Genomic DNA, 12,151 nt, shown 5'->3' on the forward strand with positions numbered 1-12,151 from the left:
TGGGGTCAGACCCCCTGCCAACGGTGTGCGGGGTGAACCCGTGGCACGCCCACAACACTCTCCATAAGCCCCGGCTGAATGCGATTATGGCTGCGGGCGTATATAACAGCCTCCCTCGCCATATATCATTCCTCATATACCAAGAGGAGACGGGCCACCGCCTGCACAACAATGACAATCACACTAGATCACCTGAACCGCTGCGGCGCCGACGAATTCACCCAGCTGCTGCATGGCCTGTACGAACACTCGCCGTGGATACCGGAGCGCGCCGCCGCGCAGCGCCCATTCGCCACCCTCTCCGCACTGAAGCAAGCCTTGCAAGGCGTGGTGCAGAAAGCCGCCGAAGCCGAACAACTGGGCCTGGTGCGCGCCCACCCGGAGCTGGCTGGCAAAGCTGCCCTCGCCGGTGAACTGACCGCCGAATCGACCGGCGAACAGGCGCAGGCCGGCCTGACCCACTGCTCCGCCGACGAACTGGCGACGCTGCATAAGCTCAACGCCGACTACAACGCCAAATTCGGTTTCCCCTTCATCCTCGCCGTCAAAGGCCCGACCGGCAACGGCCTGACGCGCCACGAGATCACAGCCGCCTTCAGCCGCCGCCTGCGTTCGCAGCGCGATGATGAACTGGCCGAGTGCCTGCGCCAGATCGGCCGCATCGCCGAGATGCGCTTGAACGCGTTGCTGCAGGTGGACCTGCAATTCGGTCCGACCATCATGCAATGGGCTGAAACCATCGGCGCCTGGAGCGACGACGCCGACAACCTCACCTGCGCCTACATGACCGACGCCCACCGCAAAACCGCCACCCAGCTGGCGACGTGGATGAAGGAAGCCGGCATGGAAGTATCCATCGACCCGGTCGGCAATGTCGTCGGCCGCTACAAGTCGGACAAGCCGGGCGCCAAGGCCCTGTTGACCGGCTCCCACTACGACACCGTCCGCAACGGTGGCAAGTATGACGGCCGTGAAGGCATCCTGCTGCCGATCGCCGTGGTCAAGCACCTCAATGAACGCGGCGAACGCCTGCCGTTCGACCTGGAGATCATCGGCTTCTCGGAAGAAGAAGGCGTGCGCTATCAAAGCACCTTCCTCGGTTCCAACGCCGTCATCGGCCAGTTCGACATGGCGCTGCTGGATAAGGCCGATTCTCAAGGCATCACCATGCGCGACGCCCTGACCGCAGCTGGCCACGATGTCAGCAAGATCGCATCGGTAGCCCGCAAGCCGGAAGACGTGCTGGCCTTCGTCGAAGTCCACATCGAACAAGGCCCGGTATTGCTGGGTAAAGGCCTACCGACCGGCGTGGTCACCTCGATCGCCGGCAGCTGCCGCTTCCAGCTGGAGCTGACCGGCCTTGCCAGCCACGCCGGCACTACGCCGATGATCATGCGTAAGGATGCCGCGGCTGCCGCCGCCGAGATCGTGCTGTATGTGGAAGACCGCTGCGGACGTGAACGCTCGCTGGTCGGCACCGTCGGCCAGCTCCACGTGCCGGACGGTTCGGTCAACGTGATTCCTGGCGCCTGCAAGCTGTCGCTGGATATCCGCGCCGCCGACGACGCCACCCGCGACGCCGCCGTCACCGACATCCTCAATCAAGCGGAAGCCGTCTGCGCGCGCCGCCAGATCGGCCTCAAGATCACCAAGATCATGCAGGCCCCCGCCGCGCCATGCGCGCCCTGGCTGGTCAAGCAACTCGCCGCCGCCACCGAGCGCGCCGGCGTCGAAGTATTCGAACTGCCGTCCGGCGCCGGCCACGACGCCATGGCGCTGGCCCGCATGACCGACGTCGCCATGCTGTTCACGCGTTGCGGCAACGGCGGCATCAGCCACAACCCGCTCGAAACCATGACCGCCGACGACGCCGAAGTATCGGCCCAGATCTTCCTGGACTTCCTGCGCCAGTTCAAAACCAAGTAATTGCGGAGCAATCATGTCTGAACCTATTCGATTCTTCTATCGCGGCGAAGTGCACAACGTCGCAGACGGCGCACCAACCCGCACCCTGCTCCAGCACCTGCGCGAAGACCTGCACTGCACCGGCACCAAGGAAGGCTGCGCCGAAGGCGATTGCGGCGCCTGCACCGTGGTCGTGGCGGAATTGCAGCCCGATGGCGAAGTGGCCATGAAGTCGGTCAACTCCTGCATCCAGTTCGTGCCTACGCTGGACGGCAAGGCCGTCTTCACCATCGAAGATCTGAAGCAAGCCGACGGCAATATGCACCCGGTGCAGGAAGCCCTGGTCGAATGCCACGGATCGCAGTGCGGCTTCTGCACGCCGGGCTTCGCCATGTCTCTGTGGAGCCTCTACCTCAAACAGGAGGGACAGACCACGCCACCATGCCGCAAGACCGTGGACGAAACCCTGTCCGGAAACCTGTGCCGCTGCACCGGCTACCGTCCTATCATCGATGCCGCGCGCCGCATGGGCGAGCTGCCTCCTGTCAGCTTCGACCGCGAGGCGCTGAAAGCCTCGCTGAAAACCATCCAGCGAACCGAAATGTACAGCTACACCCACGACGGCCAGACCTTCTACGCCCCGCGCACGCTGGCCGAACTGGCGACCCTGCGCGCAGAAAAGCCCACCGCCACCATCGTCGCCGGTTCGACCGACGTCGGCCTGTGGGTGACCAAGCAAATGCGCAACCTCGGCGACATGATCTACGTGCGCCAGGTGCAGGAGCTGTACCGCATGGAGGAGGAAGACGGCATGCTGTATATCGGCGCCGCCGTCAACCTCAATGACGCCTACGAGGCGGCCTGCAAGCACTACAAGGAAGAGCTGCACGAAATGTGGCAGCGCTTCGCCTCGCAACCGATCCGCAACACCGGCACCCTGGGCGGAAGCGTCGCCAACGGCTCGCCGATCGGCGATTCGGCGCCGTGGATGATCGCGCTCGGCGCGGAAATAGTCATCCGCAGCGATAAGGGCCAGCGCTCCATGCTGCTCGAGAAGTTCTACCTCGATTACATGAAGAAGGACTGGCAGCCGGGCGAGTTCGTCGAAGCCGTACGCATTCCGCTGCCGCGCAAGGACATCCACTTCCGTTCCTACAAGCTGGCCAAGCGCTACGACCAGGACATCTCCGCCGTCTGCGCCGCCTTCGCCTTCACGCTGAAGGACGGCGTGGTCAGCGACGCCCACATCGCCTACGGCGGCATGGCCGCGACCTCGCGCCGCGCACCGCTGGCGGAAGCCGCCGTCAACGGCAAGCGCTGGGACGAAGCAACGCTGAAGCTGGCGATGGCCGAACTGGCCAAAGACTACACGCCGCTGAGCGACATGCGCGCCACCGCCGGCTACCGCATGAAGACCGCGCAAAACCTGCTGCGTCGCTATTGGCTGGAGTCCAATCCAGACTCCGCCCAGCCGCTGCAATCGATCAACGCCTATCACTACGCAGAGGGAGTCGCCGCAGCATGAACAGCAAATCCGAAGCATTCCTGACGCAGCCCGCCGTTCCCGGCGTTCCGATGGCGTGGGCCGAAGTCGGCCAGTCGCACCCGCATGAATCGGCGGTGCTGCACGTCCTCGGCGAAGCCACCTACACCGACGATATCCCTGAAGTAGCAGGCACGCTGCACGCCGCGCTGGGTATCTCGGCCAAGGCGCACGCCAACATCCTGTCGATGAATTTCGACGCCGTCAAAGCCATGCCAGGCGTGGTGGCCGTGTACACGCACAAGGACATCCCCGGCACCAACGACTGCGGCCCTATCATCCACGACGATCCAATCCTGTCGGAAGGACTGGTCGAATACGTCGGCCAGCCCATCTTCATCGTGGTGGCGAACTCGCACGACAACGCGCGCCGCGCCGTCAAGAAGGCCGTCATCGAGTACCAGGAACTGCCAGCCATCCTGACGCCGCAAGCAGCACGCGACGCCAAATCGTTCGTCGTCCCGCCCATGCACCTGGCGCGCGGCGACGCACAAGCCGCGTTCGAGCGTTCCAAGCACCGCTTGAAGGGCGAACTGCATGTCGGCGGCCAGGAGCAGTTCTACCTGGAAGGCCAGATCTCCTACGCCATTCCGAAGGAAGGCAAGGGAATGCTGATCTACTGCTCGACCCAGCACCCAACCGAGATGCAGCACGTGGTCGCGCACGCCCTGCACCGCCATTCGCACGACATCGTGGTCGAATGCCGCCGCATGGGCGGTGGCTTCGGCGGCAAGGAATCGCAGTCCGCGCTGTGGGCCGCATGCGCCGCCATCTCGGCCGCGCACCTGCGCCGCCCGGTCAAGCTGCGCGCCGACCGCGACGACGACATGATGGTCACCGGTAAGCGCCACTGCTTCTACTACGAGTACGAAATGGGCTACGGCGACGACGGCCGCATCGTCGCCGCCAAGGTGGAAATGGTCTCCCGCGCCGGCTTCTCGGCCGACCTGTCGGCGCCGGTCGCCACGCGCGCCGTCTGCCACTTCGACAACGCCTACTACCTGGGCGACGTCGACATCCGCGCCATGGCCGGCAAGACCAACACGCAGTCGAACACCGCCTTCCGCGGCTTCGGCGGCCCGCAAGGCGCGATCGCCATCGAATACATCGTCGACGAAATCGCCCGCAACCTCGGCATGGACTCGCTGGATGTCCGCAAGATCAACTTCTACGGCCGCAATGACGAAGAAGGCCGCAACGTCACCCAGTACAACCAGAAAGTGGTCGACAACGTCATTCACGACCTGGTCGCGCAGCTGGAAAGCGAAAGCGACTACCGCAAGCGCCGCGAGGACATCAACGCCTTTAACGCAAAGAGCAAAGTGCTCAAGCGCGGACTGGCGCTCACGCCGGTCAAGTTTGGCATCGCCTTCAACGTCACGCACTTCAATCAGGCCGGCGCGCTGGTTCACATCTACACCGACGGTTCGGTGCTGGTCAACCACGGCGGCACCGAAATGGGCCAGGGTATCAACACCAAGGTTTGCCAGGTGGTGGCGCATGAATTGGGCATCGACCTCGCCATGGTGCGCGCCACCGCCACCGATACCAGCAAGGTCGCCAACACCTCGGCCACCGCCGCCTCCACCGGCGCGGACCTGAACGGCAAGGCAGCGCAGGATGCGGCCAACACCATCCGCAAACGTTTGGCCGAATTCGCCGCCAAGCGCCACGACGGCGACCCGGACACGGTGCGCTTCGAGGCCAACTTCGTCCACGTCGGCGAACACACGATCCCGTTCGCGGAGCTGGTGCAGAAGGCATACATGGCGCGCATCCAGCTGTGGTCCGACGGCTTCTACGCCACGCCGGGTCTGCACTGGGATCCGAAAACCATGAGCGGCAATCCGTTCTCCTACTATGCTTACGGCGCCTCGGTGTCGGAAGTGGTGGTCGACACGCTGACCGGCGAATGGAAACTGCTGAAGGCCGACGCGCTGTACGACGCCGGCAATTCGCTGAACCCGGCCATCGACGTCGGCCAGGTCGAAGGCGCCTTCATACAAGGCATGGGCTGGCTGACCACCGAGGAATTGTGGTGGAACCCGGCCGGCAAGTTGATGACGCACGCGCCGTCCACCTACAAGATCCCCGGCGTGTCGGACTGCCCGGAGAACTTCAGCGTGCGTCTGTTCAAGAACCGCAACGTCATGGACAGCATCCACCGCTCCAAGGCCGTCGGCGAGCCGCCGTTGCTGCTGCCGTTCTCGGTATTCCTGGCGATCCGCGACGCCTGCTCCAGTGTCGGCGATCATCGTTTCAACCCACCGCTGCGCGCTCCGGCGACCAGCGAAGCTATCCTCAACGCGATCAGCGCGGTACAGGATGCGGCGGAAGCGGCGAACTAATTATGTCCATGCCCTTCAATCTCAACGCGCTGACGGCGGCGGCCAGCAAGGCGGTGCCGCGCGTGCTGGTCACCGTGGCGCAGGTCGCAGGCTCCGCGCCGCGCGAACCCGGCGCCAAGATGCTGATCACCCAGTATCACGCCTTCGACACCATCGGCGGCGGCCACCTCGAAATGGTCGCCACCGACATCGCACGGGAAATGCTGGCCATGCCGGCCGGTGAGCTGCGTGCCGAACGCCGGCTCGAACGCTTCCCGCTCGGTCCAAGCCTGGGCCAATGCTGCGGCGGCGTGGTGCACCTGGCGTTCGAGCGCATCATGCCGGAAGCCGGCGAACATTTCGGTTCACTGGCGCGCCGCTGGCGTGAAGGCCAGGACAGCTGGCGCATGGTGCCGCTCGATTGCGTCGAACCGGCCAGCATCTATGACGCCACCGGCGCCCATTTGTGCGGCCCCGGTCCGACGGCGCTGGCCCGTCCGGGTCCAGGCATCGACTGTAAGGTGCGCATCGACGATCACGGCAAGCGCTGGCTGATCGATTCATGCCTGCCTTACCGTCCGCGCCTGTATCTGTTCGGCGCAGGCCACGTGGGCGCCGCCATCGTCCGCGCCTTGTCCGAGCTGCCATGCCAGGTGGTGTGGATCGATGAGCGCGACGATATGTTCCCGTCGGTCCTGCCGGCCAACGTGCGCGTCGAAGCGACCGATACGCCGGAAGCGGTGGTGGAAGAAGCGCCGGCCGGCGCCTCCTTCCTGGTGCTGACCCACAGCCACGCATTGGACCAGCAGCTGTCCGAGCATATACTGCGCCGTACAGATTTCACGTGGTTCGGCCTGATCGGCTCCAAGACCAAGCGCGTGTCCTTTGAACGCCGCCTGCAGGAACGCGGCATTCCGGCCGCGCGCATGGCCGACATGACCTGTCCTATCGGCCTGCCCGGCATTCACGACAAGGCGCCGGCAGTGATCGCCGTCTCGGTGGCCGCGCAGTTGATGCAGGTTTGGGAAGCGGCCGCACTGGCCGTACCGGTGGAAATCGGTGCTAAAATGAGCGCATCTGCTCAAACCGTAATATCGGAAACGCAATCCACATGCACCAACTGATGCTCTTCCAACTGCCTGCAAGCCAGGCGCACTCACTCTCCGGCAGCGCCGGGGCGGGAGCGCGTCATCGCACTCTATTGACCTAGCCACCGCGCTAGCAGTACCCCAACGCATACAGATCCGGTGTGGCGCCAAGCGCCCGCCTTCATCGCCGACGACCATGTCAGTCGCGTCGCGCACTCGCGCGCGTCAACTGGCGTCCGCAACACGGAACAAGGAATGAATATCATGGCAAGCATCATCACCCAAAGCGGCACCTTCCAGGCATATCGCGCCAGCCTTCTGCACTTCAGCGACGACCCGGCATTCGCGCCCAACGCCTGCTCCTGGCACGAAGACGGCCTGTTGATCATCAACGACGGCAAGGTCCACCTGGCCGGCGATTTCAGCCAGCTGATCGCCTTCCTGCCGCAAGGAACACCGCTGCACGACTATCGCGGCAAGATCATCATGCCCGGCTTTATCGACACCCACGTGCACTACCCGCAAACGGACATGATCGCCTCGCCCGCGCCCGGCCTGCTGCCATGGCTGGAAAAGTACACCTTCCCGACCGAACGCAAATTCTCCGATCCGGAACACGCGGCCAACGTCGCCAGCTTCTTCCTCGATGAGCTGACCCGCTGCGGCACCACCACCGCCATGGTCTACTGCACCGTGCATCCGCAATCGGTGGACGCCTTCTTCAATGAAAGCGAAAAGCGCAACCTGCGCATGGTCGCCGGCAAAGTGCTGATGGACCGTAACTGCCCGGACTTCTTGCAAGACACCGCCGAAAGCGGCGCGCGCGAAAGCGAAGCGCTGATCAAGAAGTGGCACAAGCGCGGCCGCCAGCTGTACGCGATCACGCCACGCTTCGCGCCGACTTCCACCGAAGAACAGCTGGAACTGGCCGGCGCCCTGGCCAAAGCCTACCCGGACACCTTCCTGCAAACCCACGTGGCCGAGAACACCGACGAAGTGGCGTGGGTCAAATCGTTGTTCCCGAGCGCCCGCAGCTATATGGACGTCTACGACCATTTCGGCATGATGCGTCCGCGCTCGATGTACGCGCACTGCATCTGGCTGGACAATGCCGACCGCGCGCGCATGGGTGAGACGCAGTCCGCCATCTCGATCTGCCCTACTTCCAACCTGTTCCTGGGCAGCGGCCTGTTCGACTTCGAGCGCGCCGACGCGAACAGAGTCCCGCTTTCGCTGGCCACCGACGTCGGTGGCGGCACTTCGTTCTCGATGCTGCAAACGATGAACGAAGCCTACAAGGTGGCCCGCATGGGCGGCACCTACCTGCAAGCGATGCGCATGTTCTACCTGGCCACGCTGGGTGGCGCCCGCGCCATGCAGCTCGAAGGCACGATCGGCAATTTCGTGCCGGGGGCGGAAGCGGACTTCATCGTGCTCGATCCGAAAGCCACGCCGCTGCTGGCGCGCCGTACGGAGCGCACCGATTCGATCGAGGAACTGCTGTTCGCCATTGCCATGCTGGGTGATGACCGCTCGATCGCCGCCACCTACGCCGCCGGTAAGGTGGTACACCAGCGTCAGGACTGAGCCGATGAATCCAAGCGAATGGCAAGCACGCGTCGATCTCGCCGCGTGCTATCACCTGTGCGCTCTGAACGGCTGGGATGACGTGATCTATACGCACATCTCGGCCGCCGTGCCGGGCGAGGCGGAGCGCTACCTCATCAACCCGTTCGGGTTGCGCTTCGACGAGGTGTGCGCATCGAACCTGGTGAAGGTGGACCGCGACGGCAACCCGGTCGACGCGGCGCAGTACGACATCAACCGCCCAGGCTTCGCGCTGCACGCGGCGGTGCACGGCGCCCGTCATGACGTGGCTTGCGTCATGCATCTGCATAACGTGAACGGCATCGCGGTCGGCGCGCAAAGCGAGGGCCTGCTGCCGCTGTCGGCGCATGCGCTGCGTTTCTACGGCGTGCTGGCCTATCACGACTACGAAGGGCTGGCGATGACCGATGGCGAGCAAGCGCGCCTGCTGGAGCGGCTTGCCGACCATCCGGCCATGCTGTTGCGGAACCACGGATCGCTGGTCTGCGGCCGGACCATCGCCGAGGCCTTCGTGCTGATGGAGGCGCTCGACAAAGCCTGCGCGATCCAGCTCAAAGCGCAATCCGCAGGCGGCCGGCGTCATGTTCCATCGCACGAGACCTGCCTCAAGACGCATCAGGAATTGGTGGGCGACGGCACGCCGGACGGCAGGCTGGAATGGCCCGCGCTATTGCGCAAACTGGACAAACTCAGTCCCAACTATCGCTCCTGAAAGGAACCGCTATGCCAACTATCAACGTACAACTGTTCGAAGGCCGCACGCAGGAGCAGAAGCGCGCCTTTGTCAAAGCCATCACCGAGGTCACCGTTCAGACGCTGGGCGCGACGGCGGAATCGGTCGACATTATCATCCACGAGTGCAAGCGCGAGAACTGGGCCACCGCAGGCAAGCTGTGGTCTGATCAGGAGTAATCGGTTACGATACAAGCAGCGCAACCGGCGCAGATCAGCGTACAGCACCATGAAACGAAGAACTTTACTCAGCCTCGCCGCAGCACTCAGCTGCGGCACAGGTTTTGCGCGGGCCGCACAAGGCAAGGAACTACGGGTCGTCACGACCCACTTGCCGCCGCTGGTCATGGAAAACGATGACCAGCATCCAGGCGCGCTGCGTGAACTGCTGAGTGAACTGTGCAAACGCGTACAAATGTCCCTCAAGCTGGAATTTGTGCCGTGGAAGCGAGCCTTGTTCCTGGCCACGTCGATGCCCGAGACGGCGATCTTCCCCGTCACGCGCCTGCTGGACCGCGAGACCAAATTCCGCTGGCTGGCGCCGTTGTACGAGGAGCACTACATGTTCCTTGCAGCGCGCAACGGCAAGTTCGACATCCAGCATCCGGAAGACATGAAGGCCCGCCGCATCACATTGCTGCGCGGGGCGGCGCAGGCGGCGATTTTGCAGGAACTCGGCTATCGGAATATCATCGAAGCCAATTCGATCGAAGAGGTACACCGCTATCTGCTCAAGGGCATGGCCGACGCGGCGTTCGGCGAACAACACATCATCCAAAGTTCGCTCCAGAGCCGCTCGGCGCAAAAAGACTTTCATCTCAGCGCGCCGGTGCGCAGCACCACTGCCTGGCTGGCCGGTTCACTGGACTTCGACGACGCTACCGTCCAGTTATTCCAACACGCGAAAGCCGCCATGGATGCCGACGGCACGACCCGCCGCATCCTGGGAAAATACAACCTGGCTTAAAGATTTCCCAAGCCGGCCAGGGTCCGGTGCACCGCGACGTCCAGCGGCGTGCGTGGCTCGGCGCCGAGCAACTGCACCAGGCGCTTGTTGGGCATGTGGACTGGCTGCTGCCACAGATAGCGCATCTCGCGCAGTTCGCGGAACACCGCCACGAACGGCGATGCCAACGCCAACAGCCACCATGGGAACGCGCTGGCTTTCATCTCAGGCTTGCCGGCCGCACGCGCGATGGCCGCGACCATCTGGGTGCCGTCGGCGTCCCAGTGCCCCTCCATTTGGAAGCGGGCGAAGGTGTCCAGCTGATCATCCTTCTCGATCAGCCGCACCATCGTCTCGGCGACATCCGGCAGATAGGCCCATTGGTGTCCGACGCCTGCGCTGCCCGGATAACTGATGGCGGTCAGCGGCTTACCCGGCTTGATCAGACCTTGTGCGAACCAGTTGTTGCCGGCCTTGGGACCGAAGAAATCGCCAGCCCGCACGATCAGCGTGCGCACGCCGTCGGCGGCCGCCGCTTGCAGGCGCGCCTCCAGCTCGACGCGGATCGCGCCCTTGCGAGTGACCGGATGCTGCGGCGATTCTTCATCGATGATGGGAAACGTGTCCGGGCCATAGTTGTACACGGTGCCAGGCAGCAGGATGCGGGCGCCGCTGGCGCGGGCGGCGGCGATGCTGTTGTCGATCATCGGCAGCACCAGCTGGCCCCAGTTGCGGTATCCGGGCGGATTCACCGCGTGGACGATGAGCTGAACGCCTTTCGCTGCCGCCACCACATCCTCGCGCACCATCGCATCGCCAGGCAGCCACTCCATGCCGTCACCACGGCGCGCGGCCGCCTGCGGCGCCCGGTGCAGCGCTTTCACCCGCCAGCCGCGCGCCACCAGCAGCCGCGCCACCTCGCCACCCACGCCGCCGGTTGCGCCCAACACCAAAGCCGTCTTTACCTGTTCCATGCTGTTCCTCCGCTTGATTGAAGTTCGATGGAGGAAGTGTGACGCAGCCCGAGCTAAAAGAAAATTGCCGAAAACCGCATAGACGTTATACTATTTTGTATGACTACCGCCGAACCAAACTGGGATCTGTACCGCTCCTTCCTCGCCGTTCTGAAGGAAGGCTCATTATCGGGCGCCGCCCGGACGCTGGCGCTGACCCAGCCGACAGTCGGCCGTCATATCGATGCGCTTGAGCAGGCGCTCGGGCTGGCGCTATTCACTCGCTCCCAAACGGGCTTCATTCCAACCGAGGCGGCCTATGAGCTGGAACCGTATGCGGCGACGCTGGCCGCCACCTCCTCGGCCCTGCTGCGCGCCGCCTCCAGCATGGGCCGCGAGGGCGAACAAGGCATCCATGGCACGGTGCGGATCACGGCCAGTGAAGTCGTCAGCGTCGAGGTGCTGCCGCCACTTCTGGCCAAGCTGTCCCGCAGCCATCCGCATATCCAGATCGAACTGGCCGTATCGAACAAGCTGGAAAACCTGCTGCGACGCGACGCCGACATCGCAATACGCATGACCAAGCCGGAACATGAAGCCTTGATCGCCCGCCGCATCGGCAATATCGAACTGGGATTCTTCGCCCACCGCAGCTACCTGAAGCGGCGCGGCACGCCCCTGAAATGGGAAGAACTGGCCGGCCACACCCTGATCGGCGTCGACAGCGAAACCGCCTACACCCGCGCCATGCGTACCAGGTTCAATGCTCCGCCGCACGAAGCGCATCAGCTCCGCTGCGACAACGACGTGGTGCAGCTGGCGGCCATCCGCGCCGGCGTCGGCATCGGCATTTGCCAGGCCGCGCTAGGCCAGGCCCATGGCTCGCTGGTCCGGGTCCTGCCCGATCAGCTGTCCATCCAGCTCGACACCTGGCTCGCCATGCACGAAAACCTGCGCAACAACCCTGCCTGCAGCGCCGTCTTCAGCGCCCTGGCCGCCGGGCTGTCGGCCTATGTCGATTCCCAGGGCGGCCTGCTATAATTTCCGGC

Annotated in this window: 10 protein-coding genes; 9 read left to right on the forward strand and 1 reads right to left on the reverse strand. The window is 64.1% G+C overall.

Going from position 1 to position 12,151, the window contains the following annotated elements; translation table 11 throughout:
- Positions 1-171 precede the first annotated feature (171 nt).
- From KVP70_RS13805 to KVP70_RS13840, 8 genes are all read left to right on the forward strand, one after another.
- Positions 172-1,926: an allantoate amidohydrolase gene (locus KVP70_RS13805; RefSeq protein ID WP_217942798.1), complete on the forward strand. Its 1,755-nt coding sequence runs from the start codon at positions 172-174 to the stop codon at positions 1,924-1,926.
- A 13-nt stretch (positions 1,927-1,939) separates the two neighbouring features.
- Complete coding sequence (gene xdhA / locus KVP70_RS13810) at positions 1,940-3,430, forward strand: xanthine dehydrogenase small subunit (RefSeq protein ID WP_217942799.1); 1,491 nt, start codon at positions 1,940-1,942, stop codon at positions 3,428-3,430.
- Positions 3,427-5,796 carry a xanthine dehydrogenase molybdopterin binding subunit gene (xdhB, locus tag KVP70_RS13815; RefSeq protein WP_217942800.1) on the forward strand — a complete coding sequence of 790 codons (2,370 nt, stop codon included), beginning with the start codon at positions 3,427-3,429 and terminating at the stop codon, positions 5,794-5,796. The genes xdhA and xdhB overlap by 4 nt, the downstream gene beginning before the upstream one ends.
- Before the next feature lie 2 nt (positions 5,797-5,798).
- Positions 5,799-6,899, forward strand: coding sequence for a xanthine dehydrogenase accessory protein XdhC (gene xdhC, locus KVP70_RS13820; protein ID WP_217942801.1), 1,101 nt, complete (start codon positions 5,799-5,801; stop codon positions 6,897-6,899).
- 228 nt (positions 6,900-7,127) lie between these two features.
- Positions 7,128-8,450 (forward strand): guanine deaminase, encoded by a 1,323-nt coding sequence (guaD, locus tag KVP70_RS13825; RefSeq protein ID WP_217942802.1) that lies wholly within the window; start codon positions 7,128-7,130, stop codon positions 8,448-8,450.
- A gap of 4 nt (positions 8,451-8,454) precedes the next feature.
- Positions 8,455-9,183: a class II aldolase/adducin family protein gene (locus tag KVP70_RS13830; RefSeq protein ID WP_217942803.1), complete on the forward strand. Its 729-nt coding sequence runs from the start codon at positions 8,455-8,457 to the stop codon at positions 9,181-9,183.
- Between the two features lie 11 nt (positions 9,184-9,194).
- Positions 9,195-9,383, forward strand: a complete 189-nt coding sequence (locus KVP70_RS13835) for a 4-oxalocrotonate tautomerase (RefSeq protein ID WP_217942804.1) — start codon at positions 9,195-9,197, stop codon at positions 9,381-9,383.
- A 49-nt stretch (positions 9,384-9,432) separates the two neighbouring features.
- Positions 9,433-10,170, forward strand: coding sequence for a substrate-binding periplasmic protein (locus KVP70_RS13840; protein ID WP_217942805.1), 738 nt, complete (start codon positions 9,433-9,435; stop codon positions 10,168-10,170).
- Here KVP70_RS13840 and KVP70_RS13845 read toward each other — a convergent pair.
- Positions 10,167-11,123, reverse strand: a complete 957-nt coding sequence (locus tag KVP70_RS13845; RefSeq protein ID WP_217942806.1) for an NAD-dependent epimerase/dehydratase family protein — start codon at positions 11,121-11,123, stop codon at positions 10,167-10,169. The genes KVP70_RS13840 and KVP70_RS13845 overlap by 4 nt on opposite strands.
- A gap of 99 nt (positions 11,124-11,222) precedes the next feature.
- Between KVP70_RS13845 and KVP70_RS13850 the strand changes: the two genes are divergently transcribed.
- Positions 11,223-12,143, forward strand: a complete 921-nt coding sequence (locus KVP70_RS13850) for a LysR family transcriptional regulator (protein ID WP_217942807.1) — start codon at positions 11,223-11,225, stop codon at positions 12,141-12,143.
- The last annotated feature ends 8 nt before the right edge of the window (positions 12,144-12,151 follow it).

Source organism: Duganella violaceipulchra (genome assembly GCF_019166075.1).
GTDB lineage: Bacteria > Pseudomonadota > Gammaproteobacteria > Burkholderiales > Burkholderiaceae_D > Rugamonas > Rugamonas violaceipulchra.